Origin of the sequence: Synechococcus sp. A15-44 (genome assembly GCF_014280115.1) — a bacterium.
GTDB lineage: Bacteria > Cyanobacteriota > Cyanobacteriia > PCC-6307 > Cyanobiaceae > Parasynechococcus.
On record NZ_CP047938.1, the window covers coordinates 2,109,070 to 2,132,963 of the forward strand.

Annotated in this window: 25 protein-coding genes and 1 pseudogene; 10 read left to right on the forward strand and 16 right to left on the reverse strand. The window is 63.6% G+C overall.

The window, feature by feature from the left end; all coding sequences use genetic code 11:
- Window positions 1-2: 2 nt before the first annotated feature.
- On the reverse strand, window positions 3-1,328 hold the full coding sequence (locus SynA1544_RS11885; protein ID WP_186513882.1) for an aminopeptidase P N-terminal domain-containing protein: 1,326 nt from the start codon (window positions 1,326-1,328) through the stop codon (window positions 3-5).
- A gap of 87 nt (window positions 1,329-1,415) precedes the next feature.
- On the opposite strand from SynA1544_RS11885, the gene SynA1544_RS11890 reads away from it, so the two are divergent.
- From SynA1544_RS11890 to ald, 6 genes and pseudogenes are all read left to right on the forward strand, one after another.
- Entirely contained in the window at window positions 1,416-2,414 is a 999-nt protein-coding gene (locus tag SynA1544_RS11890; RefSeq protein WP_186513890.1) for a CNNM domain-containing protein, read from the forward strand.
- The gene (locus tag SynA1544_RS11895; RefSeq protein WP_186513892.1) at window positions 2,411-3,706 is read left to right on the forward strand and encodes a GTP-binding protein; all 1,296 of its coding nucleotides are present in this window, start codon (window positions 2,411-2,413) and stop codon (window positions 3,704-3,706) included. Before SynA1544_RS11890 ends, SynA1544_RS11895 begins: the two co-directional genes overlap by 4 nt.
- Window position 3,707: 1 nt before the next feature.
- On the forward strand, window positions 3,708-4,289 hold the full coding sequence (locus SynA1544_RS11900; RefSeq protein WP_186513894.1) for a nicotinate-nucleotide adenylyltransferase: 582 nt from the start codon (window positions 3,708-3,710) through the stop codon (window positions 4,287-4,289).
- Complete coding sequence (locus SynA1544_RS11905) at window positions 4,289-5,974, forward strand: NAD+ synthase (protein ID WP_186513896.1); 1,686 nt, start codon at window positions 4,289-4,291, stop codon at window positions 5,972-5,974. The genes SynA1544_RS11900 and SynA1544_RS11905 overlap by 1 nt, the downstream gene beginning before the upstream one ends.
- A gap of 56 nt (window positions 5,975-6,030) precedes the next feature.
- Window positions 6,031-7,203 (forward strand): annotated as a pseudogene (locus SynA1544_RS11910) (IS5 family transposase).
- A 252-nt stretch (window positions 7,204-7,455) separates the two neighbouring features.
- Entirely contained in the window at window positions 7,456-8,595 is a 1,140-nt protein-coding gene (ald, locus tag SynA1544_RS11915; protein WP_186513898.1) for an alanine dehydrogenase, read from the forward strand.
- Here the strand turns inward: ald and SynA1544_RS11920 are convergent.
- From SynA1544_RS11920 to SynA1544_RS11985, 14 genes are all read right to left on the reverse strand, one after another.
- A complete protein-coding gene (locus SynA1544_RS11920; protein WP_186513900.1) occupies window positions 8,592-9,020 on the reverse strand; it encodes a YchJ family protein in 429 nt (142 codons plus the stop codon). The two genes, ald and SynA1544_RS11920, sit on opposite strands and share 4 nt — an antisense overlap.
- Entirely contained in the window at window positions 9,020-10,072 is a 1,053-nt protein-coding gene (locus tag SynA1544_RS11925; RefSeq protein ID WP_255477617.1) for a DUF3326 domain-containing protein, read from the reverse strand. Before SynA1544_RS11925 ends, SynA1544_RS11920 begins: the two co-directional genes overlap by 1 nt.
- Window positions 10,069-10,254 (reverse strand): hypothetical protein, encoded by a 186-nt coding sequence (locus SynA1544_RS11930; protein WP_186513902.1) that lies wholly within the window; start codon window positions 10,252-10,254, stop codon window positions 10,069-10,071. The genes SynA1544_RS11925 and SynA1544_RS11930 overlap by 4 nt, the downstream gene beginning before the upstream one ends.
- Window positions 10,251-10,580 (reverse strand): 2Fe-2S iron-sulfur cluster-binding protein, encoded by a 330-nt coding sequence (locus SynA1544_RS11935; RefSeq protein ID WP_186513904.1) that lies wholly within the window; start codon window positions 10,578-10,580, stop codon window positions 10,251-10,253. Before SynA1544_RS11935 ends, SynA1544_RS11930 begins: the two co-directional genes overlap by 4 nt.
- Before the next feature lie 32 nt (window positions 10,581-10,612).
- Window positions 10,613-11,323, reverse strand: a complete 711-nt coding sequence (locus SynA1544_RS11940) for a TIGR02466 family protein (protein WP_186513906.1) — start codon at window positions 11,321-11,323, stop codon at window positions 10,613-10,615.
- Between the two features lie 103 nt (window positions 11,324-11,426).
- Entirely contained in the window at window positions 11,427-12,377 is a 951-nt protein-coding gene (locus tag SynA1544_RS11945; protein ID WP_114989503.1) for a F0F1 ATP synthase subunit gamma, read from the reverse strand.
- A 13-nt stretch (window positions 12,378-12,390) separates the two neighbouring features.
- Window positions 12,391-13,911 (reverse strand): F0F1 ATP synthase subunit alpha, encoded by a 1,521-nt coding sequence (gene atpA / locus SynA1544_RS11950; RefSeq protein WP_114989504.1) that lies wholly within the window; start codon window positions 13,909-13,911, stop codon window positions 12,391-12,393.
- A 55-nt stretch (window positions 13,912-13,966) separates the two neighbouring features.
- Window positions 13,967-14,515 (reverse strand): ATP synthase F1 subunit delta, encoded by a 549-nt coding sequence (gene atpH / locus SynA1544_RS11955; protein WP_115010103.1) that lies wholly within the window; start codon window positions 14,513-14,515, stop codon window positions 13,967-13,969.
- Window positions 14,515-14,997, reverse strand: a complete 483-nt coding sequence (locus SynA1544_RS11960) for a F0F1 ATP synthase subunit B (RefSeq protein WP_186513908.1) — start codon at window positions 14,995-14,997, stop codon at window positions 14,515-14,517. Before SynA1544_RS11960 ends, atpH begins: the two co-directional genes overlap by 1 nt.
- The gene (locus SynA1544_RS11965; RefSeq protein WP_186513909.1) at window positions 14,997-15,461 is read right to left on the reverse strand and encodes a F0F1 ATP synthase subunit B'; all 465 of its coding nucleotides are present in this window, start codon (window positions 15,459-15,461) and stop codon (window positions 14,997-14,999) included. Before SynA1544_RS11965 ends, SynA1544_RS11960 begins: the two co-directional genes overlap by 1 nt.
- 69 nt (window positions 15,462-15,530) lie before the next feature.
- Window positions 15,531-15,779 carry an ATP synthase F0 subunit C gene (atpE, locus tag SynA1544_RS11970; RefSeq protein WP_006851467.1) on the reverse strand — a complete coding sequence of 83 codons (249 nt, stop codon included), beginning with the start codon at window positions 15,777-15,779 and terminating at the stop codon, window positions 15,531-15,533.
- Window positions 15,780-15,948: 169 nt separating this feature from the next.
- Complete coding sequence (gene atpB, locus SynA1544_RS11975; RefSeq protein WP_006852023.1) at window positions 15,949-16,674, reverse strand: F0F1 ATP synthase subunit A; 726 nt, start codon at window positions 16,672-16,674, stop codon at window positions 15,949-15,951.
- Window positions 16,675-16,698: 24 nt separating this feature from the next.
- On the reverse strand, window positions 16,699-17,037 hold the full coding sequence (locus tag SynA1544_RS11980) for a hypothetical protein (RefSeq protein WP_114989508.1): 339 nt from the start codon (window positions 17,035-17,037) through the stop codon (window positions 16,699-16,701).
- Between the two features lie 46 nt (window positions 17,038-17,083).
- On the reverse strand, window positions 17,084-18,253 hold the full coding sequence (locus SynA1544_RS11985; RefSeq protein WP_186515572.1) for a class I SAM-dependent methyltransferase: 1,170 nt from the start codon (window positions 18,251-18,253) through the stop codon (window positions 17,084-17,086).
- Between the two features lie 146 nt (window positions 18,254-18,399).
- Here SynA1544_RS11985 and SynA1544_RS11990 point away from each other — a divergent pair, with 146 nt between their 5' ends.
- The 4 genes from SynA1544_RS11990 (at window position 18,400) to SynA1544_RS12005 (ending at window position 23,014) form a co-directional block, all read left to right on the forward strand.
- Window positions 18,400-21,390 carry a phycobilisome rod-core linker polypeptide gene (locus SynA1544_RS11990; protein WP_186513911.1) on the forward strand — a complete coding sequence of 997 codons (2,991 nt, stop codon included), beginning with the start codon at window positions 18,400-18,402 and terminating at the stop codon, window positions 21,388-21,390.
- Between the two features lie 404 nt (window positions 21,391-21,794).
- Entirely contained in the window at window positions 21,795-22,280 is a 486-nt protein-coding gene (locus SynA1544_RS11995; RefSeq protein WP_114989510.1) for an allophycocyanin, read from the forward strand.
- A gap of 39 nt (window positions 22,281-22,319) precedes the next feature.
- Window positions 22,320-22,808, forward strand: coding sequence for an allophycocyanin subunit beta (gene apcB / locus SynA1544_RS12000; protein WP_114989511.1), 489 nt, complete (start codon window positions 22,320-22,322; stop codon window positions 22,806-22,808).
- Between the two features lie 5 nt (window positions 22,809-22,813).
- Complete coding sequence (locus tag SynA1544_RS12005) at window positions 22,814-23,014, forward strand: phycobilisome linker polypeptide (protein ID WP_006851140.1); 201 nt, start codon at window positions 22,814-22,816, stop codon at window positions 23,012-23,014.
- A 57-nt stretch (window positions 23,015-23,071) separates the two neighbouring features.
- Here the strand turns inward: SynA1544_RS12005 and SynA1544_RS12010 are convergent, their stop codons facing one another.
- Window positions 23,072-23,878: a TlyA family RNA methyltransferase gene (locus tag SynA1544_RS12010; RefSeq protein WP_186513912.1), complete on the reverse strand. Its 807-nt coding sequence runs from the start codon at window positions 23,876-23,878 to the stop codon at window positions 23,072-23,074.
- Between the last annotated feature and the right edge of the window lie 16 nt (window positions 23,879-23,894).

The following is a 23,894-nucleotide window of genomic DNA, read 5'->3' on the forward strand; positions in this document are numbered from 1 at the left end:
GATCAGCGCTCCATCGCAGCAACGCTCTTGAGGGCGCCGGCAGTGAGCACCTCATGGCCGGTCTCGGTGACGGCAACGTCGTCTTCGATGCGGATGCCGATGCCTTTCCAGCGATCGTCAATCTCTGGCTGTCCTTCCGGCACGCTGAGGCGATCGCTGACGTAAAGACCGGGCTCAACGGTGAGCACCATGCCTGGCTCCAGCGGCGCAGGTTGCTCACCGAGCCTGTAGGCCCCCACGTCATGCACATCCAGACCAAGCCAATGGCCGGTGCGGTGCATGTACAGGTGGCGGTAGTCGCCTCGCTCGATGATGCCGTCCACATCCCCGATCAGCAGGCCCAGGTCCACCAGGCCCTCCACCAGAATTCGCAGAGCGGTGTCGTGCACCGCCTCCGCCGTGCCGCCGGGAGCCACAACGGCAACTGCAGCTTCCTGAGCCTCCAGCACCAAGCTGTAGAGCTCCCGCTGTTCCGCCGTGAAGCGGCCATTCACCGGGAAGGTACGGGTGATGTCGCCGTTGTAGTAATCCTCCAACGAACAACCGGCATCGATCAGCAGCAGGTCACCGTCCTGCAGCGGGGCCGTGTTGGCGGTGTAATGCAGCACGCAGGCGTTATCACCACCAGCGACGATGGATCCGTAGGCCGGACCGCGGGCCCCGTTGCTGCGGAAGTGGGCCTCCATCGCCGCCTGCACCTCGGCTTCGTTCATGCCCGGACGGGTCATCGATCGGGCCAGCTCGTGGGCTTCTGAGGAGATGCGGCAGGCCTCCCGCAAACGCTCCAACTCATGGGGCTCCTTGCGCAGCCGCAGGCGATGCAGGATCGGCGTTGGTGCCACCAGGCCCAGGGCCGCCGTCCCCGTGCGGGCATAGGTGTCCAGTTGCCGCCCCCAGGCCGAAAGCACCATCGATTCCACCGATGCATGGCGGCCCACCCGGAAGGCAATAGCTTCGGCACCGGCGAGGTACTCGGGCAGTTTTTCGCTCAACTGATCCAGCGGATGGGCCAGGTCCGCCCCATAGCGCTCCACCGCGCCTTCGGTGCCCCAGCGGAAGCCGGTCCACACCTCAGCCGCCGGGTCCTTGGGCTGCACAAACAGCACGTAGCGCTCCCCTTCCGGTCGATGCGGCAGCAGCAGAGCCACCGCATCCGGTTCATCAAAACCGGTGAGATAAAAGAAATCGCTGTCCTGCCGGAAGGGCCATTCGCAGTCGGCGTGATGGGTCGCCAATGCCGCGGCCGGAATCACCGCGGCGGCAGCGCCGAGTTGCTCCATGAACAGGGCGCGACGACGCGCGTGGATGCCGGAGTCGAAACCGTTCACAGCAGCAGAGCGTTCAGGGAAACAGGATGGCAGTTGGCAAGGCCGAACTGGCCAGGGCCTCTACGATGCAAGGAGTTTCAGACGGCAATGAGCTCCGATCTCCTGGTGCTGTTGCTGCTGGTTTTGGTGGTGCTGCTGGGTTCGGCCCTCTGTTCCGGAGTGGAAGCCGCCCTGTTGACCGTGAGTCCAATCCGGGTGCACGAGCTGGCGGCCCGGGAACGTCCCGTGGCCGGGGCCCGGCGGCTGGCGCAGTTGCGCAAGCGGCTGGGACGCACCCTGTCAGCTCTGGTGATCGCCAACAACGGCTTCAACATTTTCGGCAGCCTGATGCTGGGCGGTTATGCCGCCTGGGTGTTCGAGCAGCGCAATATCAGCGGTGTGGCCCTGCCGGTGTTCTCGGTGGGTCTGACTGTCCTGGTGATCCTGCTGGGGGAAATCCTGCCCAAAGCCCTCGGCAGCCGTCTTGCCCTGCCGGTGGCCCTGGCCAGCGCACCCCTGTTGCATTGGCTCGGCCTGGCGCTGCGGCCGCTGGTGCTGCTGCTGGAACGGATGCTGCCGGCCATCACCGCCGAAGCGGAACTCAGCACCAATGAAGAGGAGATCCGTCTGCTGGCTCGCCTGGGCTCCCAGAAGGGAGAGATCGAGGCCGATGAAGCCGCGATGATCGGCAAGGTGTTTCAGCTCAACGACCTCACCGCCCGCGACCTGATGACGCCGCGGGTGGCGGCACCCACCCTGGATGGGAGCCTCAGCATCGAAGCCCAGCGGGCCAAGCTGATGAGCACGAACGACCCCTGGTGGGTGGTGCTGGGCGATCAAGTGGACAAGGTGCTTGGCGTGGCCAGCCGCGAGCGGGTGCTCACCGCCCTGTTGGAGAACCGCGGCCTGCTCACACCCGTTGACCTCTGCGAACCGGTGGAATACGTGCCCGAGATGATCCGGGCTGATCGGCTGCTGACGGGCTTCCGGCGCGACAGCGGTGGTGTGCGCGTGGTGGTGGATGAATTCGGTGGCTTTGTCGGCGTGATCGGTGCCGAATCGGTGCTGGCCGTGCTGGCCGGCTGGTGGCGCAAGCCGGCAGCATGAGCGGGATGCAACCCACCCCGCCCCATACCGTTGAGCGATGCCAGCTGCTGCTGGAGCACTGGCGCAGTCAGCTTCAGCTGAGCCCACGGGACCAGGGACTGCTGGGGGGTGAATTGCGGCTGCTGGATCGTCAGCTGCAACGGCTGCAGCAACGGCGCCTGCGCATTGCTCTGTTTGGTCGGGTGGGGGTCGGCAAATCCAGCCTGATCAATGCCTTGATCCGCCGGCCACTGCTGGCAACGGATGTCGCCCACGGCAGCACCCGCCATCAGCAGGCGGTGGACTGGCCCGTGAAGATTGCCGGGCTGACCAGGGTGGAACTGGTGGACACCCCCGGCATTGACGAAATCGATGCCGCCGGGCGGGCTCGCTTGGCCTCCCGCTTGGCCATGGGGGCGGACCTGGTGCTGCTGGTGGTGGACAGCGACCTGACCCGGGCCGACCTGGAGGCCTTACAAACGCTGCTGGAGAGCGGCAAGCCCCTGCAGCTGGTGCTGAACCGGAGCGACCGCTGGCCGGAGCAGGAACGCGCCGCGCTGCTGCACAGCATTCGCACCCGGCTGCCGGTGGATCTGCCGATCACCGCGGCGGCGGCAGCGCCCCGCAGGCCCCAGATCCAGGCCAATGGGCGGGTGCGCAGCAGGATCACGACGCCGCAGGTGCAGGATCTGCAGAAGCAGCTCTGCCGGCAGCTGGAGAACGAAGGCACCCTGCTGTTGGCAATTCAGTCGCTGCGCCAGGCCGACCGCTTCCAGAGGGCCTGCCAAGCACTGCGGCTGCAACAGCACCGCCGCACGGCCCAGAGCCTGATCGGTCGTTATGCAGCCGCCAAAGCCACCGGCGTGGCCGTCAACCCTGTCATGGCATTGGACATGGCCGGAGGCATGGCCTGCGACACCGCCCTGGTGCTGCAGCTCAGCCGTCTCTACAACCTGCCGATGACGCCAGCGGCGGCACGGCTGCTGCTCACCCGACTCTCCAGCCACAACGCCTTGTTGGGCGGGGTGCAGCTGGGGCTGGCGGCCCTCAAGCAGGCCCTGCTGCTGCTGGTGCCGGTGAGCGGCGGCGCCAGCATGGCCCCTGCAGCCCCGGTGGCCGTGGCCCAGGCCGCCCTGGCGGTGCATGCCAGCCGCCGAACGGGGCGTCTGGTGGCGCAGCAGTTGCTGCGACGGCGCGGTGCACAACCCGGTGCGCTGTTACGCCGCCTGGCCGAACGAGATCCCGTGGTGCACCACTGGCTGTTGCGCTGGCCCAAAGCCCTGGAGCAGGATCTGCAACCACTGCTGCCCTGAGATGACCGCTGCTGCCATCGCTTTGCTGGGCACCAGCGCCGATCCACCCACCCGCGGCCATCAGGTGCTGCTGGAGGGGCTGTTGAACCGCTACGGCCAGGTGGCGACATGGGCCAGCGACAATCCCCTGAAACAGCACGATGCCCCCCTGGAGTTGCGAGCGATGCTGCTCGGCCAGCTGGTGCAGCAACTGCAGGATGAACGTCTCGAGCTGGCCCAGCATCTGAGCAGCCCTTACACCTTGATCACCTTGCAACGGGCTGCCCAGCATTGGCCTGATCGCAACCTTGTGTTTGTGGTGGGCAGCGATCTCGCTGGCCAGATTCCCCGCTGGAAACAGAGCGATTGCTGGCTGCCGCAGTGCCGCCTGGCCATCGCCCCCCGCAAGGGTTGGCCCCTCGAGGAGGCGACGCTACAGGCCCTGCGCGATCTGGGCGGACAGGTGGAGCTGCTGGATCTGGAGGTTCCCGCCACCGCCAGTTCGCAACTGCGCCAGCAACCGAATCAAGCGCAGATCCCTGAAGCGGTGTGGCCGCTGTTGCTCCAGCACAATCTGTACGGCCTTTCGGGGAGCCTCTGCTGATGCGCATCGCCCTGGCGCAACTCAACCCCGTGGTCGGCGACTTCGAGGGCAACGCGAAGCGGATTCTGGAGGCCGTGCGCAGGGCAGAAGAGCAGGCTGTTGAGCTGGTGCTCACCCCTGAACTCTCCCTCTGGGGGTATCCCCCCCGAGACCAGTTGCTCGAGCCCAGCCGCATCCAGCAGCAGAACACGGTGCTGCAGTGGCTGGTGAACCAACTGAACAGCAGCGTCACCCTGTTGGTGGGAGCTGCGCTGCCAGCATCAGATGCCCGCAGTCCACGGCTGCACAACGGTGTGGTGCTGGTGAATCGCCTGGGCTGGCGGCCGATTGCCCAGAAACAACTGCTGCCCAGTTACGACGTCTTTGATGAGCGGCGCTACTTCCGCCCGGGCCATGGGCCCTGCCTGCTCAGCCTGCCCAACGGGAAACGACTTGGCCTCACCATCTGCGAAGACCTCTGGGTGGATGACGGCCTGCAGCGCGAGCGCCTGGACGGACCGGATCCCATCGATCAACTGATCCCCGAACAGCCGGATCTGGTGATCAATCTGGCGGCTTCCCCCTTCGATGCCTCCAAGCCAGCCTTGCGCCAACAGCTGGCGGCGGCGGCGGCGCAACGCCTCAATTGCCCACTGATCTACCTCAATCAAGTGGGGGGCAACGACGAGCTGGTGTTCGACGGGGCCAGTTTTGTGGTGGGAGCCGATGGCGCCGTGCAGCTGGAGCTCCCCGTCTGTGAGGAGCACCTGGCGGTCTGGGACAGCGGTCATCCCACCCCTGTGCAGTCCCACGGCCAGATTCAACCCATGGATCCCGTGGAGCGGCTGTTCCGCGCCCTGGTGCTTGGGGTGCGTGACTACGCCCGGAAATGCGGGTTCAACAAGGCATTGCTGGGGCTGAGCGGCGGCATCGATTCGGCGCTGGTGGCCGTGATCGCCAGCGCAGCCCTTGGGAACGAGGCGATCTCAGCGCTGTTGATGCCCTCCCCCTGGAGCTCGGCTGGATCCATCAACGATGCCTTGGCCTTGGCCGAACGGTTGGGACTGCAGACGAACACAGTGCCGATCGCCGGCCTGATGGAGGGCTACGACCAGGCCCTCACCGCACCGCTGGGGGCAACGCCCCAGGGCGTGACGGCGGAAAATCTGCAATCACGCATTCGCGGCACCCTGCTGATGGCCGTGGCCAACCAGCAGGGCCAACTGCTGCTCACCACCGGCAACAAATCCGAGCTGGCCGTGGGGTACTGCACCCTCTATGGCGACATGAACGGCGGGCTTGCGGTGATTGGCGATCTCTACAAAACCAGCGTGTTTGCCCTGTGCGACTGGCTCGACAGCGACGCAGCCCGGGGCTGCCGCCAGGCGCTGGGACTCCCGACCCACGGGGAGCTGGTGGGGGAGGCGATTCGACGCAAACCTCCGAGCGCCGAGCTCAGGCCCAACCAGAAAGACAGCGACTCCCTGCCCGACTACGACGCCCTGGATGCCCTGCTCAAAGCCCTAATCCAGGAGCGCCAGTCTGGACCAACCCTGGTGGCGGCCGGCCATGATCCCGCCTTGGTGGAGCGGGTGGAACGGCTGCTGAAACGGGCCGAGTTCAAGCGACGCCAGGCGGCACCATTGCTCAAGGTGAGCCCCCAGGCCTTCGGCAGCGGCTGGCGGTTGCCCATTGCAGCGGCCTAAGAGGCTGCTGAAAAAGCCAGCCGGCTGCGAGAGAATGGAGCAACGGCATTGATTTGATGCGCGGCCAGCAGGAACGCACCGGTCCCCTGTTCTCGTACATCTCCACAGAAGACCGGATCCCGGCCTCTCATCCGTTGCGCCAAGTGCGGCGGTTGGCGGATCAGGCCCTCGATCGGCTCAACCCCACCTTCTGCCAGCTCTACCCAGAGGGTGGTCGCCCGTCGATTCCCCCGGAGCAGCAGCTTCTCGCCCTGTTGCTACAGGCGATCTACGGCATTCGCTCTGAGCGGATGCTGATGGAGCAGCTCGACTACAACCTGCTGTTCCGCTGGTTTGTGGGGCTCAACCCGGACGATCCGGTCTGGCACCCGACCACATTCACCCTTACATCGGCCGCAGGCCGATCGTGCCGGAGGCACTAGAACCGTGATCGGCTTTTGAACGAGGAGCTCATGGCCAAGTTCCTCGAACTCCTGCTGGCAGCACCTGAGGTCAAGCCATTACTGAGTTCGGAGCACTTCTCAGTGGATGGCACCTTGCTGAGAGCCTGGGCGTCCCACAGCTCGTTAGAGCGGATCGATGGTCTTGACGACGGGCCGCCGCCACCCAGTGGTGGCAATGGTTTTGGTGGTGCTCCAACCACTGGCAAGAAGCGCGCCAAAGGCGACTTCCGCGGCCTGCTGCTCTCCAACCAAACCCACCGCTCCGCAAGCGACGACGAGGCCCGGTTGTTCAAGAAAGCCCCGGGCGTCGGCGCTTTCCTGAGCTTCATGGGCCATTGCGTCATGGAGAACCGCAACGGCCTGGTGGTCGCCAGTGAAGTCAGCCAGGCCACAGGCAGAGCGGAGCGTGAGGCAGCGCTGCGCATGGCCCGTTCGCTCCGTGGTGCGCACCAGAAAACCTTGGGTGCCGACAAGGGTTACGACACCAGGGAGTTCGTGGCCGATCTGCGCATCAACGGCATCACACCGCACGTTGCCCAGAACATCACTCGCAGCGGTGGATCGGCGATCGATGGCCGCACGTCCCGCCACCAGGGGTACGCCCAATCGATCAACTCCCGCAAGCGAATCGAGCAGGTGTTTGGCTGGATCAAACAGTCAGCAGGGTTGAGGCAACTCAAAGCTCGCGGCCGATCAAAGGTGGGAGCGGTGTTCCGGTTGCATGTCGTGGCCTACAACCTGATCCGCATCAGCAATCTGCTCAGAACCCAGACGGTGATGGCATGAGGGTGGAAACAGGAGACAAAAGGCACCGCCCACCAGTCTCCGAAACCTGACTTGATGGCTCTCCAAGCAACGGGTCAGCCCATTGCTGGCGGTCAACCTGATTGATGCCGTGGAAAAGGATCACGAATCGACCAAGACCAAGAGGACTGCTTCTCCTCGCTTTTTCAGCAGCCTCCTAAAGCCATCCCACCCTGGTGATGTGGCGGGTTGCGCGCAGCGGAGCCAGATTGAAGGGATCTTCTTGAAGCCGCCATGGCAGCCTCCGTTCTCTCGGCCCCGATGGCCAGCATCGGTGTGCCGAAGGAGATCAAGCTCGATGAGCAGCGAGTGGCGCTGACTCCCGATGCGGTGCGGGAACTGGTGAGCCAAGGCTTGGAGGTGCGCATCGAAACCGGAGCCGGGGCTGGAGCGGGAATCGGTGACGACGCCTTCGCCGCCGCCGGTGCCCAAATGGTGAGCCGCGACGAGGCCTGGGGCGCCCATTTGGTGGTGAAGGTGAAGGAACCGCAGGCGGAGGAATTTGTCTATCTGCGGGAGGACATGGTGCTGTTCACCTACCTGCACCTGGCCGCCTATCCCAGCGTTGGCGAGGCTCTGCTGGAGGCAGGCACCGCTGCCATCGCCTACGAAACCGTGCAGCTGGAGAACGGCAGCCTGCCGTTGCTGGCACCGATGAGCGAAATCGCGGGGCGCTTGGCGGCCCAGGTTGGAGCTCACCTGCTGGAGAAACCCCACGGCGGCCGCGGCGTTTTGATGGGGGGCTGCACCGGCGTGCAACCGGCCCGGGTGGTGGTGCTTGGCGCCGGCACCGTGGGCTGGAATGCCGCACGAACGGCCGCCGCCATGGATGCCGAGGTGTTGCTGCTCGACCGCTCACCCCAGCGGTTGCGCAGCCTGGAGGCCGACCGGCGCGGTCGCCTGATGAGTGTGGTGAGCAGCCGCGGGCTTCTGGAACGGTTGGTGCCAACGGCGGATCTGGTGATCGGAGCCGTGCTTACCCCCGGCGGACGGGCCCCCACCCTTGTGGATGAGGAGATGGTGCAGCAGATGCGGCCCGGTTCGGTGATCGTGGATGTGGCGATCGACCAAGGCGGCTGCATCGCCACCAGCCAGGAGACGACCCACCGCGATCCCACTGCGACCATCCACGGCGTGCAGCACTACGCCGTGGGCAACATGCCAGGAGCGGTGCCGTTCACCTCAACCGAGGCCCTGGTGAGCGTGACACTCCCCTACATCCTGGGTATCGCCGGGCGAGGGCTGGAGGAAGCGGTGACGGAACGGCCTGAACTGCTCTCCGGCCTGAACACAGTGCAGGGATCGGTCTGCCACCCCGGCGTGGCCAAAGCACTGGGGGTGCCGCCACGGCATCCGATGGCCTGCCTGCGTTAGCCCTCCAAGTGGAGTGCACCCACATAGAGCCAAGGACCATCCTCCGCGCCGTCGCGCCGCTGAAACAGGGAGGTTTCCTTCAGCACCCCACCGCGGTAACGGGCTTCAAACTGCACCGTTCCCTCAAGATCCCGCGGGCCGCCGGCGCTGACAGCCAGCACCGTCAAGCCGAGCCAACGGGTCTGCCGGCAACTCCGCTCCAGGGAACGACGCCGCTGCTGTGCTGGAACATCCGGCTCGGGATGGGTGGCCAGCAGATAGTCGATCTCGCCACGCGCAAACGCTGAATATCTGGAGCGCATCAGCTGTTCAGCCGTTTCGGCACGCTGATCGGCGCGATGCAGGGGCCCGCAGCAGCTGCGATAAACACCACCCCCACAGGGGCAAGGGCTCTGATCGAAGGCTCCACCAAAACCGCCAGGCATCAATCCAACCGTTGCAGTGCTGGGAGTGGCCGGCCCAGGGACGCCGGACTCAATCCCTCCCGCAGCGCCAGCACCAACCCTGCTGCCTCGCTGTAACTGCTGGCCTGAAGAACGCCCTGGCTCAAGCCAAGGGCATCGGCCGTGACCGACAGCACCGAGGGGTTCTCCACTGTGATCAGCGGAACATTCCGTTCCAGACAAGCCAGCACCGCTTCACCCCCCAGGGCGCCTGCGGGCACTACAACCGCCCCCAATTGCGTCGCATCAAGATCGCCAGGCTGCTGGGTGGCACTCACCAGATCCGGTGCCCGGCTCAGCCCCACCAGCACGCAGGCCAGGAAGGTGTAACCGAGCTCCTCTCCCGCCGCCCTTGGATCCAGTTGCGGATCCAGGGGTAAGGCGTCCAAGGCCGGAGCGTGGGCGCAGGGAATCTGCAGGTGCTGCACCAGCAGGTGGCTGATCACCGCTTCAGCACCAGCCAGAGCATCCACACCACTGCCCTGGCGATACGCCGCCAACGCCTCACTCTCCGGACCCTCCGGGAAGCGGGCCACCACCGCAATCGCCGTTGCCCCGGCCCGCTTCAAGCGTTCACCGGCCCGCAACAAGGCATCAGGACACCCCAATCGCCCCCAGCTGGCGCCACTGGCACCGCACTCAAGCGTCACCTCAAGCGGCGCATCCGTTGAAATCACCGGGCCGATCTCCAAACCCAGGCTGGCGCGGCAGCCCTCAGCCACCTGAATCTGGCGCTGGGCCAGCTCGGGCTCGATGCCGGCATCCAGCAGCAAGCCGATCCGTTGCCTTCGCACCGGCCGCAAGGCCCAGTCACCCACGGCAAACCGATCGAGGCCATAGCCCTCTACGTAGAGCACGCGGGAATCGCTCCAATACAGCGAAGCCCCGTTCATCACATTGGGATGGGTGATCAGGCAGCCGCTCGCTGCAGCCAGCAAGCGTGCAGACGGCAGGGCGTCACCGGCGTAACCACCGATGTCACAACCGATGCCCGTGGGCACCAGCATCAGCGTTGGCATCGGTGCCGAGCTCACGCGCTGATCACTGCCTCCACTTGAAGGGTTCGGGCACCATCGGCACTGGAGTGCACTGCGGTAAGAGCCCAACGCAGCAGATCACCCTCCTGAGCCAACTGCTGACGGATCCAGCTGCGCAGCTCAACCAATGGCACATCAGCAGGCCAAGGAAACTGCCGTTGCAGGCTGATGAGCCTCACTTCTGGTATTGACCGAACTGGGCTTCGTAGAGCGCATCCTCCTGACCCGCCTTGAGGGTGAGATCGGCCCTCGGGAAAGCCACACACAGCAGGCTGTAGCCCTGCTGCTGAAGCTCACCCTTCACGCCCATGGCATCGGGCTGTTCAACAGTGCCCTCGCTGATCACCGCAGCACACGTGGTGCATACCCCGGAGCAGCAGGAGCTGGGGAGGGTGATGCCAGCGGCCTCAGCAGCATTCAGCACCGTCTGGTCAGCGCGGCAAGGAAAGCTGTGAGTTTCGCCTTCGAACTCGGCGCGGACGGTGTAAGTGGCCACGTCGGACATGCCGGGCTCAACAAGGAAGATGCAGCATTGTCTCAGGCAATGGGCTCGTCCAGCGAGTCCCAATGGCGGGGGTGAGGCGCCAGATATTCCGGCGAACCACCCTGCACGGGTGCTGTCAGCACGAAATCAAAACTGATAGAACAGCGCAGCTCGTCTGGGGCGTCGTTGGGTAGAACGCTGTGGTGCAGGTTCGACGGAAACAGCACCAGCAAACCAGGGCGGGGGGCCAAATCCCAGTAGGACTGATTGAACGGGTGGCCTTCAGCAATCGGGCCGCCATAACCCACGGCCAAGCCGGCCACCAACTCATTGGGTTGATGGGGGGCATGCAGCCGCAACACACCCTCCTCTCCCGTGCCCGTACCCGTGAGGTAGAGAACGGCGCTGAGATGGGCATTGGGGTGATGGTGGCGGCCAACCGCTTGATCCCAATCACTGATCACCGGCCAGCAACGCTGAAGATGCAGGGCCACTTGGCTTCGCTCAAACCCAAGCGAATCGAGATAGCACCAGGCCTGCTCAACCACCAGCTGAGCCAAGGCCTGAAAGGGCTGCTGTTGATGCAGCTGCCACACCCCATGCAGGTCCCCCGTCCAGGCGCAGCCTTCATTGGGGTTGCCCTCGGCCTGGCCGCGAAGCTCCAACAGAGCCTGCATGCAGGACGCCTGCTGCAGAGGGTCGAGAGGGAGTTGCGTCGTTGCCACGACGGTGGGGAAGAGCTGATGCAGCTGAAGCACGCCCACGCCCTCAAACCGCTCCGCTTCACCGTAAACACAACACAAAAAAGCCGGCCCCGAAGGACCGGCTGTCTATAAATCGATCGACCGAAAAGATCAGCCGAAATAGTTAGCCAACAGCGGCCGCACCACCTGCAACTTCCAGGATCTCCTGGGTAATCGCAGCCTGACGGGCCTTGTTGTAGTCAAGGGTGAGGCTCTTGGCCAATTCCTTGGCGTTGTCGCTGGCGTTGTTCATGGCCGTCATCCGGCTGGCCAGCTCGGAGGCCGCCGATTCCTGCAGGGAACGCAGCATCTGGTTCTGCAGATAGAGCGGAAGCAGTGCATTCAGCAACTGTTCAGGGGTCTGCTCAAACACAATGTCCGAAGGGATCTTGGGCTCGGTGTTGGCAGGGCCTGCACCGGGCTCAACGGTGAGAAGGCCGTCCTTGGTGGTGAGGCGGAAGATCTCATCCTCGGGATCAGCGATGTCCTGAGGATCCAAGGGCAGAAGGGTCTGAACCACGGGCTTGCAGCTCACCAGGTTGATGAACTTGGTGAAGATCAGCTCGACGCGGTCGGTGCTTTCGGCAAGGAACTCAGCCAGCAGATCCGTGGAGATCGTGTTGGCCTCATCGGCGGTGGGCACCTGTTCCAGACCAGAAAAGGTGGCCTGGATCGGGTAGTCCCGACGGGTGAAGTAGCCGATGGCTTTGGTGCCGATCAGCAGCAGCTTCACGTCGAAGCCCTTTCCCTTCAGCTCAGCAAAACGCTGTTCCGTGCGCTTGATGATGTTGGCGTTGTAGCCACCACACAGGCCGCGATCGCCGGTGACCGCCACCAGGGTGATGGTCTCCACATTGCGCTGCTGCATCAGGGGAGATGCCGCATCTTCGAAACCCATGCGGGACTGGAGGTTTTCCAGGATCCGGGCCAGCCGATCCGCGAAGGGACGGCTGCGGAGCACTTGCTCCTGGGCGCGGCGCACCTTGGCCGCAGCCACCAGGCGCATGGCCTCGGTGATCTTGCGGGTGTTTTTGACCGACTTAATTCGGTCTCGGATTTCTTTGAGATTCGCCATGTCGGCAGCTCCTTCAGGCCGCGGAGGCGACCATGGTGGACACGACTTCGGTGATGGCGTCCTTGAGGATCGCCTCAGCCTCAGGGCTCATCACTTTCTTCTCCTGGATTTCGGTGATGAACTCAGCCTTGTTGGACTTGAGGTACTCACGCAGTTCGCGGGAGAAATCAACAACCTTGTCGACGGGGACGTCGTCGATCAGGCCCTTCACACCGGCGTAAACGATGGCGACCTGCTCAGCCAGGATCAAGGGGCTGAACTGAGGCTGCTTGAGCAGTTCACGCAGACGCTTGCCGCGCTCCAGCTGCTGCTGGGTGGAAGCATCCAGGTCAGAAGCGAACTGGGAGAAGGCGGCCAGCTCGTCGAACTGAGCCAGCTCCAGCTTGAGGGTGCCGGCAATCTTCTTGATGGCCTTGGTCTGGGCAGCACCGCCCACCCGGCTCACGGAGATACCCACGTTGATCGCAGGACGCAGACCGGAGTTGAACAGGTCGGAGCTGAGGAAGATCTGACCATCCGTGATCGAAATCACGTTGGTGGGGATGTAGGCCGAAACGTCACCGGCCTGGGTCTCGATGATCGGCAGGGCGGTCATGGAACCCTTGCCCATGGCGTCAGACAACTTGGCTGCACGCTCGAGCAGACGGCTGTGGCAGTAGAAAACGTCGCCGGGGTAGGCCTCACGACCGGGCGGACGACGCAGCAGGAGCGACATCTGGCGGTAGGCAGCAGCCTGCTTGGAGAGATCGTCGTAGATCACCAGGGTGGCCTTGCCCTTGTACATGAAGTACTCGGCAATGGAGGCGCCGGTGTAAGGAGCCAGGTACTGCAGCGCAGCAGGCTCGGACGCGTTGGCGGCGACGATCACGGTGTAGTCGAGGGCGCCGCGCTCACGCAGCACTTCAACGACGTTGGCCACGGAAGCAGCCTTCTGACCAACAGCGACGTAGACGCAGATCATGTCCTGATCCGCCTGGTTCAGGATCGTGTCGATCGCGATGGCGGTCTTGCCGGTCTGGCGGTCACCAATGATCAGCTCGCGCTGGCCACGGCCGACGGGGATCATCGCGTCGATGGCGGTGATGCCGGTCTGCATCGGCTCATGCACCGACTTGCGCTGAATGATGCCGGGCGCCATAGATTCGATCAGGCGCGTCTCGCTGGTGGCGATTTCGCCCTTGCCGTCGATGGCGCGGCCTAGGGAGTTCACCACCCGGCCCAGCATGGCTTCACCCACGGGCACAGCGGCGATCTTGCCGGTGGCCTTCACCGTGCTGCCTTCCTGGATGCCATATCCCTCACCCATGAGCACCGCGCCGACGTTGTCGTCTTCGAGGTTGAGGGCGATGCCTTCGGTGCCGTCCTCGAATTCGAGGAGCTCACCGGCCATGGCTTGCTGCAGGCCGTAAACGCGGGCGATGCCGTCGCCCACGGTGAGAACGGTGCCGACATTGCTGACGGAAACCGACTTGTCGTAGTCCTCAATTTGCTGCTTGAGGATGGCGCTGATCTCGTCGGGACGGATGGAAACCATGGCGTGTGATCCCAGCTGGGAGTGGGGTGAAGAAGCGGTGGAGGAAGAAGTGAGGTCAGCTCGCTTTGGCGAGTGCCAGACCAAGGCGACGAACCTGGCCAGACAGGCTGGCGTCGATCACCTGAGATCCGAGACTCACGACGAAACCGCCGATTAGGGACGGATCCACACTGAGGTCGATGTCGACCTTGTTGGTGCCGGCCATGGCCTGCACCTTCTTGGAAAGGGCCGCTTGCTGCTCTTCGCTGAGAGCCTGGGCTGAGCGGACCTGAGCCAGGGTGATGCCCTGCTGCTCGCGATAGAGCTCGAGGTAACGAAGCATCACCGCATCGAAGGCAAGGAGTCGCTGCCGATCCGCCAAGACCTTGAGAAGGTTGAGGACAGACGGCGTGACCTGCTCGCCTACCAGAGCCTTGAGGGCCTGCTTTTTGGCATCCGGCTCAAGCACTGGGGACACCATGGCGTCGCGGAAGTCTTCGGAATCGTTCCAGATCGCAAGCAATTGCTTGCATTGATCCGCAACGGTTTCAGACTCACCGCGGGCTTCGGTGACCTGAAGCAGTGCTTCGGCGTAGGGGGTGGCCAGAGAGTTGAGGAGAGGCATCAGGCGTTCTCCAGATTTTTGATGGTGGAATCGATCAACTTGGCCTGAGCGCTGGCATCGAGACGAGCCGGAAGTTCGGAGAGAGCCTTGTCGATTGCGGCCAGAGCGGCCTCACGACGCAGGCTGTCCTTGATCCGGGCAGCATCGGCTTCGGCATCAGCATCGGCACCGGCCTTGATCGCAGCCATCACGGAGATGGTGCGCTTCTCGCCTTCGGCACGAATGCCTGCGGCACGGGCCTGACCATCAGCACGGATCTTCTCGGCTTTCTGCTGGGCAGCAGCCAATTCGGACTGGGCCTGGCTCAGATTTTCGGTGGCGGTCTTCAGGCGGGACTCCGCGTCCTGCAACTCCTGAAGGATCGCGGTGCGGCGGCGTTCCAGGATTCCTCCCAGGAAACCGCGCAGGAACCAAACCAGGAGCCCGATCACGATGACCAGGTTGACCAGATTGGTTTCGAGCGGATTGAAATTGAGAGACATCACGCGGCCAGCAAACGGTTGATGATCGTGGTGCTCAGCTGATCCACCTGACCCTTGAGCTGGGTGCGGGCAGCCTCACGCTCGGCCTCGATGGCACGACGGCTTTCCTCTTTGGTGCGGTTGGCTTCAGCTTCCGCCTGGGCCAGCGCTTCGCGGTAAAGCCGATCAACTTCTTGTTCCGCCTCAACGATCACGGCCTGAGCGGCCTGGCGGGCACCTTTGAGCTGTTCAGCCAGATCAGCCTCCAGGCGTTCAACCTGGGCAAGCTTCTGCTTGGCATCAGCACGACTGGTGGAGATATAGCCCTCACGATCTTCCACGACCTTGCCGACCGGACGGAAGAAGAGGACATTGAGCAGGAAGGTGAGGAGAACCACCTGAACCGCCATCAGCGGAAGGGTGGCATCGAGGTCAAAAAGACCTCCCTCCGGAACACCTGCTTCAGCAAGCAGAAGCCAGGTCATGGAAAGGTGCGCTGGGAAGGAATCGAAACAAGAAGCTCAGGAGGGGGATCAACGATCCCCCTGCACTGATCAGCCGGCGAAGGGGTTGGCGAACAGGAGCACCAGAGCCACCACCAGGCCGTAGATGGTCAGCGATTCCATGAACGCCAGGGACAGCAGCAGGGTGCCGCGGATCTTGCCTTCGGCTTCGGGCTGACGGGCGATGCCCTCAACAGCGCCGCCGGACGCGGTGCCCTGACCGATACCAGGGCCGATGGCGGCGAGGCCGACTGCCAGGCCAGCAGCCACAACGGAAGCGGCGGAGGTGATGGAATCCATGTTGGGTGGTGTAAGGGGAAGCGCTGGGGAGCGCTGTACGGAATGGACTTGGGGATCGGTTCCCCCCGCGCAGGGACATTCCCGAAGGAACGGGCCCGGGTGGAATGCCGGACCTGCGCGCGGAAGTGTTTAGCAGATCGCCGTTCTCAGGCGATAGAGGAGCTCGGTTTTAGTGGGCCTCGTGGAGGCCTTCACCGATGTAGAAGGACGCCAGGGTCGCGAAGATCAGAGCCTGAATGGCACTGGTGAACAGACCCAGAAGCATCACAGGCAGGGGCACGATCAGCGGAACCAGGTACACCAGCACGCCCACAGCCAATTCGTCGGCAAGGATGTTTCCGAACAGACGGAAGGAGAGCGAGAGAGGCTTGGTGAATTCCTCGATGATCTTGAACGGGAGCATGATCGGGGTCGGCTCCACGTACAGCTCGAAGAAGCGCAGACCCTTACGGCTCAGACCGGCATAGAAGTACGCCAGTGACACCAGCAGAGCCATCGCCACGGTGGTGTTGATGTCCGCAGTGGGAGCGCCGAGCTCACCCTCGGGGAGTTCGAAGATCTTCCAGGGGATCAGGGCTCCGCCCCAGTTGCTCACGAAGATGAACAGGAACAGGGTGCCGATGAACGGAAGCCAGTCGCGGTAGTACTTCTCGCCGATGTTGTCGCGGGCGATGTCGCGAATGAAATTCCAGAGGAATTCGAGCAGGTTCTGCAGACCGATCGGATCACGCTTCATCCCGCGGGTGCCGACAAGCACCACAGCCAGGAGGATGCCGATCAGGATCCAGGAGCTCAGGAACACCTGACCGTGCAGATACAGATCGCCGATCTGCCAGTACAGGTGGTGACCCACTTCCAGTTCAGCGAACGGGAGTGGTAAGGGCAACAAAGCCATGGGTGCAGAGGAAAGTGCTCAGACTCAGCGGTCGTCGAAAACGTGCTGAAGAATCAGGGCGGGCTTGTAGAGAAGGAATCCCAGGAAGGCCGGCAGCAGATCGAGCTGAGGCAGCTTGGCCGAACCAACCACAAGCAGTGTTGGAACGATGAGCTGAAAACGCCCCAGTCCACGGGACTGGTCACTGAGCCGGGCCACACTGCGAGCCAACAAGCGCACGTACAGAAGTCCGGCGCAGGAGCCCACAAGAACACTGCCGGCCACCGAGAGATTCATGGTGAGAGCCACGATCGGAACCGTGACGAGTGACACCAGAACAGTGGCCAACAGCAGGCGACGTTGAAGACGGTAAAAATCTTCCAAGCGCTGCCTGTAATGGCGCGCGGAATCTATCACGCGTTCGCTGCTGCTATTCCTTCAGCAGCAGCAGCTGTCGATCCACAAGATCGCGGATCTGATTGGGGGACGCAAGGGCCCCCAGCGTTTGTTCCGGCTGCTCCGCGACAGTCCGCAGCAGGGCGCGGTCGGCATCACTGAGCTGGATCGGCTCCATGTTGCGACCAAGGATGGGATCGGGTTCCCCCCAGAGGCAGGGCTGGCGCAAACCCCGGGCCTGCAAGAGCTCGTCATCGGAGAAGGCCTCTGACTCCACCGGTGCCGCGGAGAGAAAGAACTCGAAGTGGCTGATGTCGGGATCCAGCTGCTCCACGAGCTCCCACTGCTGACGCGGGGGCAAGGTTTGGGCTCGCTCCAATAGCTCACCCATCAACAGGCGCGCCGGATCCCAAACCTCAGGATTGGAGAAGCCGGCGAAATGCAGACCCGCCGTTTCGATGAAGGCGAAGAGGCGCTCGAGGTTGTAACTGGTTTCCTGCGGGTGCAGGTACATGTCCGCGAAATTCGCGTCAGGTGCGCAGTCCACGGCCCAGCGTTCCCGGTGATGACGGGCCAGCCGGTTGCCCTCGGGCAGGGTCTCGAACAGTTCCCGCCCCAGACGCAGGCCCTCCGAGCCTGTGCCGGCATTCAGAAGACTCAGCGCTTTCTGGGTGCGGTGGATCTCCCAGCGACCGGCATCGGCGTAAAGAAAGAGATGCAGCAGACCCGACGGAGCTAGGCGATCCGCCAGGGAGCGCAGCCCCGCTTCCGGCTGATCCAGGTGATGCAACACCCCCACCGAATTGATGTAGTCGAAAGACCCTTCGTCGCTGAGATCAAGAAGACTCCGCCGCTCCTGACGCAGAGAGGTCACTCGCTCAGCCGCCCCGGAGCGCTGGCAGCGTTCCCGCGCCACGGCCAGCGCCCCATCACTGATGTCCACCCCGAGCACATCTGCACCCGGATTGAGATGGCAGAGGTAATCGGTGCTGACCCCGGTGCCGCATCCTGCATCGAGAATCCGCGGCTGCTCCATCCCCGCCGGGATCCGCCCGTGCACCGCAGCCAAAACGCTGCGGTGACACCACCGCCAGTTGTATCCAGGTGGCGGCCCGTCCTGAAGCGGATCCCCCGGAAAGGGGAAGCGGTCATAAAACGCACTCACCACAGGAGTCGCGGCATCACTGGGCTTGAGGTCTGTCATGCAGCGAAGATTCAGCGCCTGCGAGCTTTTCACGTCAGCCCCGTCGATCCCCTGCAGCACAACAACGCCTGCAAACATTTGTTCATGGGGCCGCGGAGCGCCATCCCGGCAGCCGTAACGTGTCGCGATCCGGCTTGCTTTCGTCGATGACAGTGACCGCCAGCAGCGGCAGCCCGCGCGTGTCTCCCCAGCTGTTCGACACGCTGCCGCTCTCCAGCGTCCGTCAGGCGGAGCAGCAGGACCGCTTCCCTGACAACGGGGAACTCGACAGTCTTGTGACCTTCTTTCGCACCGGGCAGGACCGGATCGAAGCGTCCCGGATCATTGCGGCCAACGCCGAGGCCATCGTGGCCCGCGCCGCCAACAGAATTTTTGTGGGAGGAACTCCTCTCTCCTTCCTGGAAGCGCCCTTGACCACAGGCGAAAGCGGACGGTCCAGCGGCCGAGAGGGAACTCCCTTGGCTGCCGACCAAGCCGCGTTTGAGCAGTCGGTGCGCACCTTCACCGGCGACAGCAACAGCACCAAGCGGGGCAACTTCCTCACCCGCCTGCTGGAAGGAGCCGGCGGCGATGCCGACGTGCGGGTTGTGCTCCCCACCGGTTTCAACGCCATCAGCGTGGCCAAGTACGGCCCGGCCTTCATGCGCAAGTCGGTGCGCGACATGGGTTGGTTCCTGCGCTACGTGGGCTACGCCCTGGTGGCCGGAGACCCCAGCATCCTTGCGGTGAACACCCGCGGCCTGCGGGACATCCTTCTCGAGAACTGCTCCCTTGCTGCCACCAACGTGGCCCTTCAGGAGATGCGGGCCGCTTCAGCGGAACTGCTGCGGGATCGTCCTGAAGCCCGTCAAATGACCATCGACTGCTTCAATGTGCTGTTGGGGGAGTTGGCCATCCCCACCCCCAGCACCAAACAGCGCCAGGGGAGTGCGGTGCAACAGGGCCTGCAGCTGCCGGCGATCTATGCCCTGGCTTCAGAGGGACGCCAGCTGTTTGACATGCGTCCCGGTCTATCGGGAGCCGAAAAAGCCGAAATCATCCGCGCCGCCTACCGCCAGGTGTTTGAGCGCGACATCGCCAAGGGCTACTCCCAGACCCCCTGTGCAGACAAAGCCAGCCAGGTGGCACAAGGCCAGATCTCAATGCGCGAATTCGTTCGCGCCCTCGGCCGCAGCAAGGAATACCGCCAGCAGTTCCACGACGGTTTCGTCAACAGCCGTGTGGTGGAACTGGCTTACCGCCACTTCCTCGGCCGGGGCATCAGCTCCCTCGAGGAATTCCGCAAGTCCTTCGCCATCCTCAGCGACCAAGGCCTCAACGGCCTGGTGGATGTGCTGGTGAATTCCTCGGAATACGCCCAGGCCTTCGGCGAGGAAACCGTTCCCTACCTGAGGGATCTCGGCACCGAAGCCCAGGAAAGCGCCGGTTGGGGCTCCAACCGCAAGCTGTTCAAGTTCAGCGCCCCCTTCGATGGCGCGCCGCAGTACGTCACCCTCTACGCCTCCTACCGCCAGCCCTTTGCTGATCAGCACGTCTACGGCGGCGGCAATGATCCGGTGGCCAACCAGTACGGCGCCATCTTCCCGAGCGGAACCGCCTCGGTGGCCACACGGCCGGCGCCCTACGGCTACGACAGCCGTCGGCTGCTGGTGAGCAACGGTCTCAACAGCCCCGGACAGCTGGACAGCGCCAGCTTCCGTGGCAGCCGCCCCCGCAAGGTGGGGCCTCGGGTGGTCCGGCTTCAGCAGATCGCAACCGGGGGAACCGTCAATCCCCGTCGCGGCGGAAACCCCAGCGTTCGCACCACTGAAGCCAGCACCCAAGCCGTGATCAAGGCGGTGTATGTGCAGGTGCTGGGCAACGGTGGCTATGCCGGAGAGCGCATGGGCTCCGCCGAGGCCCGTCTCGAGAACGGCGACATCTCCCTGAGGGATTTCGTGCGAGCGGTGGCCCGCTCCGATGCCTTCCGTCGTCGCTACTGGAGTGGCCTCTACATCGTGAAGGCGATCGAAGTGATGCACCGCCGTCTGCTGGGACGCCCCACCTTCGGCCGCTGGGAAATCGATGCCCTGTTCGACACCGCTGCCCGCCAAGGCTTCTATGGAGTGGTGGACGCCCTGATCGACAGCGGGGAATACAGCGAAGCCTTCGGATCCGACACGGTCCCCTTTGAGCGATTCATCACCCCAGGCGATGTGAACGCCCGTCGCGCCCCAGGCTGGGCCCGTCCGATCAACGCGGAAGCTATTGCCGATCTTGCGCCACAGCAGCGGCCTGATGCCCGCACCGCTGAGACGCTGAGAACAGCAGGCGACATCACCCCCCGCAACCTGAGCGGCAGCCGCACCACGGTGAAAGGTAACTGGACGGCGGAGATCAGCGACAACGCTCCGGATCCCCGTTGGGCCAACCTCGTGCGTCAGCAGGGCTTCGGCGCTGGAGTCGGCAGCACGCCGGTTCAGCGGCCCGCCAAAGCGATCCCCGCTCCCAGCAAATTCGATGGTCCGAACTGGACCAGCACTGAAGGGAGCACGGGCAGCAGACCCGCCTTCCGCACCCTTACGACCCCAACGACGCAGCAGAAGTCTTTGTCCAACATGGGCAAAGCGCTGATCACTGCTGATGCCTCTGGGTTCAGCAGACGCGCCGGTCTCCCTCAGCCCCTTGAGCTGAAGCAACCCTGCAGCGAAGAAGAACTCCGCACCGTGCTTGATGCGGTCTATCGCCAGCTGATCAACAGAGTGCCCACGGAAGAGGAGCGTCTGGTCTCTGCCGAGTCCCGACTGCGCAACCAGGACATCGACCTGACGGAATTCGTTGGAGAAGTGGCCATGAGCGAAGCGTTCCAGAACCGCATCGCCTCGATGGCTCCGCTCCGTGCCGCTTCCGCGGCAGGTTTGGCCCTGCTGGGACGTGCCACCACCCCAGCAGAGACCAGCCGCTTCCTGATCACCCGCGCTGAAGCGGGTCAGGGTGCAGCGGTCACCGAACTCCTGGCCGAACGAATCAGCACGACGGTGCCTCGCATCGACGGCATGTCGACAGCGCCAGGGGTCAGCCAAGCCACCATCCAGCGCACGGCTTCGCTCTATCGCGGCAACGCTGGCCTGAATCCCCCCACGGGCGACGCGATCTGAGCCAAACGGCCATTTTTCTGATAAACAACCGCCCCAATTCCCAGCGGTTTTCTCATTCGATCCCGGTGAAGTGCCGCTTCATCGGGTTCATTTTTGTGTCTTGGCAGCCTCTAAAACCATGACGTACATCGCAGTCATGGCAACGGTTTTGCGGGCACGGCTCCTGCCGTGAAGAACTGTTACCCGGCCAAAATTCCCTGGCCATCGCCAGCGCAGAATGCATGTGCCGAATCCAAGGGAGCGGGCTCACACAGGTCAGTGTTGACCGATGTGAACAAGTCTCACTCCCAACGCTTCGACCCCCTGTCTCAGCCTTTAGTCTGAGACGCGATCCTTCGGGATCACCCCTTATTCACCGGATACCGGTCTCCTACGGGCGGCCGCTTGTTTCGAGGCAGAACTGCATGAGCATCGTCTCCAACTCGATCATCAACGCGGACGCCGAAGCCCGCTACCTCAGCCCTGGCGAACTCGACCAGATCAAAGCCTTCGTCACCGGCGGTCAACGCCGTCTGCGTGTGGCCCAGGTCCTGTGCGAAAGCCGCGAGCGCATCGTCAAGCAGGCTGGTGGTCAGCTGTTCCAGAAGCGTCCCGACGTCATCTCACCCGGCGGCAATGCCTACGGCGAAGAGATGACCGCCACATGTCTCCGCGACATGGACTACTACCTCCGCCTCGTCACCTACGGCATCGTTGCCGGTGACGTCACCCCGATCGAAGAGATCGGTGTGATCGGCGCGAAAGAGCTCTACCGCTCCCTGGGCACTCCCCTGGAAGCCATGGCAGAAGCCGTGCGCGAGATGAAGATCGTCGCCATGGGTCTTCTCACCGGAGCCGACGCAGAGGAAGCCGGCACCTACTTCGATTACGTGGTTGGCGCCCTCGCCTGAACCGCTCGCTGAATTTCCCTCTCGTCTCCTCACGGATCCATGCAAGACGCCATCACCAACGTCATCAACAAGTCAGACGTCCAGGGCCTCTACCTGGACACGGCTTCGATGAGCAGCCTCGAGTCGTATTTCGCCAGTGGTGAACTGCGCGTGCGCGCTGCCGCCACCATCAGCGCCAATGCTTCGGCCATCATCCGCGATGCCGTGGCCAAGGCCCTGCTGTACTCGGACATCACCCGTCCCGGCGGCAACATGTACACCACCCGCCGCTACGCCGCCTGCATCCGCGATCTGGATTACTACTTGCGGTATTCCACCTACGCCATGCTTGCTGGCGACACCTCAATCCTCGACGAGCGTGTTCTGAACGGCCTCAAGGAGACCTACAACTCCCTGGGCGTTCCCATCGGAGCCACCGTTCAGGCCATCCAAGCCATGAAGGAAGTCACCGCAGGCCTGGTCGGCCCTGATGCCGGCAAGGAAATGGGTGTCTACTTCGACTACATCTGCTCCGGCCTCGGCAACTGAGCCCCATGCGGTTGTTCAAAGTCACCGCTTGCATCCCCAGTCCTGAAAAGGTGCGGACGCAGCGCGAATTGCAGAACACCTTCTTCACCAAGTGGGTGCCTTACGACAGCTGGTTCGCTGAACAACAGCGCATCCAGAAGCAGGGAGGCCGCATCATCAAGGTGGAACTCTGCACCGGGGGTCAGCAAGTCAACGTCGGCAACTGAACTCCGCTCCCAGTCGCATTTCAAGCCCGGTCCAAGACCGGGCTTTTTTATTGGCCCTCAACTGTTGAGGGTCCGGGCCACCAAAGCATCGAGATCCGGCAGGTCAGCGGAATCCCCCTCCCCCAACCAGAGCACGTACTCGTGGTTGCCAGCAGGCCCGGTGATCGGCGAGGCCACCAAGCCTTGGGGCTGCCAAGCCGACTCTGCTGCTGCGGCAATCACGGATTCAATGGCATCACGATGGGCCGCCGGATCACGCACCACGCCTCCCTTGCCGACCCGGCTCTTGCCCACTTCAAACTGCGGCTTCACCAGCACAAGCGCTTCGGTGTCGGGCCCTTGCAACAGCCGGCGCAAGGCAGGAAGAATCAGGCGCAGGGAAATGAACGACACATCGGTCACCGCCAGGCTCGGCCAGGCGTCGCTGGCGCCATAGAGCTGATCGGGCTGCAGATGGCGGAGGTTCGTACGCTCCCGCAGCACCACTCGGTCATCGGTGCGCAAACTCCAGGCCGTCTGGCCGTAGCCCACATCCACCCCATAAACACGGCTTGCACCGTGCTGAAGCAGGCAGTCGGTGAAACCACCGGTGGAGATGCCGCCATCCAGGCAGACGCGACCCTCCACCGGCACAGGGAAAGCCTTCAAACCCGCCAGCAGTTTTTCGCCCCCACGAGAGACAAAGCGGGGGGGCTGCTCCACCCGCAGCTCCCGCTCGGGCGTCACCTCCGTTCCGGGCTTGTCCAACAGGGTGCCGGCGCCATCCCGCACCTTGCCAGCACGAATCAATTGCTGCGCCTGTTGGCGTGAACTGACCAGGCCACGGGTCAGGAGTTCCAGATCAAGACGCTGTTTGGACGCCATTGCGACATAAAAGCAG

Bases quoted from the DNA above. Each gene is read 5' to 3' on its own strand.
- SynA1544_RS11890 (WP_186513890.1), top strand. From the start codon at position 1,416: ATGAGCTCCGATCTCCTGGTGCTGTTGCTGCTGGTTTTGGTGGTGCTG.
- SynA1544_RS11895 (WP_186513892.1), top strand. From the start codon at position 2,411: ATGAGCGGGATGCAACCCACCCCGCCCCATACCGTTGAGCGATGCCAG.
- SynA1544_RS11900 (WP_186513894.1), top strand. From the start codon at position 3,708: ATGACCGCTGCTGCCATCGCTTTGCTGGGCACCAGCGCCGATCCACCC.
- SynA1544_RS11905 (WP_186513896.1), top strand. From the start codon at position 4,289: ATGCGCATCGCCCTGGCGCAACTCAACCCCGTGGTCGGCGACTTCGAG.
- ald (WP_186513898.1), top strand. From the start codon at position 7,456: ATGGCAGCCTCCGTTCTCTCGGCCCCGATGGCCAGCATCGGTGTGCCG.
- SynA1544_RS11920 (WP_186513900.1), bottom strand. From the start codon at position 9,020: ATGCCTGGCGGTTTTGGTGGAGCCTTCGATCAGAGCCCTTGCCCCTGT.
- SynA1544_RS11935 (WP_186513904.1), bottom strand. From the start codon at position 10,580: ATGTCCGACGTGGCCACTTACACCGTCCGCGCCGAGTTCGAAGGCGAA.
- SynA1544_RS11945 (WP_114989503.1), bottom strand. From the start codon at position 12,377: ATGGCGAATCTCAAAGAAATCCGAGACCGAATTAAGTCGGTCAAAAAC.
- atpA (WP_114989504.1), bottom strand. From the start codon at position 13,911: ATGGTTTCCATCCGTCCCGACGAGATCAGCGCCATCCTCAAGCAGCAA.
- atpH (WP_115010103.1), bottom strand. From the start codon at position 14,515: ATGCCTCTCCTCAACTCTCTGGCCACCCCCTACGCCGAAGCACTGCTT.
- SynA1544_RS11960 (WP_186513908.1), bottom strand. From the start codon at position 14,997: ATGTCTCTCAATTTCAATCCGCTCGAAACCAATCTGGTCAACCTGGTC.
- SynA1544_RS11965 (WP_186513909.1), bottom strand. From the start codon at position 15,461: ATGACCTGGCTTCTGCTTGCTGAAGCAGGTGTTCCGGAGGGAGGTCTT.
- atpE (WP_006851467.1), bottom strand. From the start codon at position 15,779: ATGGATTCCATCACCTCCGCCGCTTCCGTTGTGGCTGCTGGCCTGGCA.
- atpB (WP_006852023.1), bottom strand. From the start codon at position 16,674: ATGGCTTTGTTGCCCTTACCACTCCCGTTCGCTGAACTGGAAGTGGGT.
- SynA1544_RS11985 (WP_186515572.1), bottom strand. From the start codon at position 18,253: ATGACAGACCTCAAGCCCAGTGATGCCGCGACTCCTGTGGTGAGTGCG.
- SynA1544_RS11990 (WP_186513911.1), top strand. From the start codon at position 18,400: ATGACAGTGACCGCCAGCAGCGGCAGCCCGCGCGTGTCTCCCCAGCTG.
- SynA1544_RS11995 (WP_114989510.1), top strand. From the start codon at position 21,795: ATGAGCATCGTCTCCAACTCGATCATCAACGCGGACGCCGAAGCCCGC.
- apcB (WP_114989511.1), top strand. From the start codon at position 22,320: ATGCAAGACGCCATCACCAACGTCATCAACAAGTCAGACGTCCAGGGC.
- SynA1544_RS12005 (WP_006851140.1), top strand. From the start codon at position 22,814: ATGCGGTTGTTCAAAGTCACCGCTTGCATCCCCAGTCCTGAAAAGGTG.
- SynA1544_RS12010 (WP_186513912.1), bottom strand. From the start codon at position 23,878: ATGGCGTCCAAACAGCGTCTTGATCTGGAACTCCTGACCCGTGGCCTG.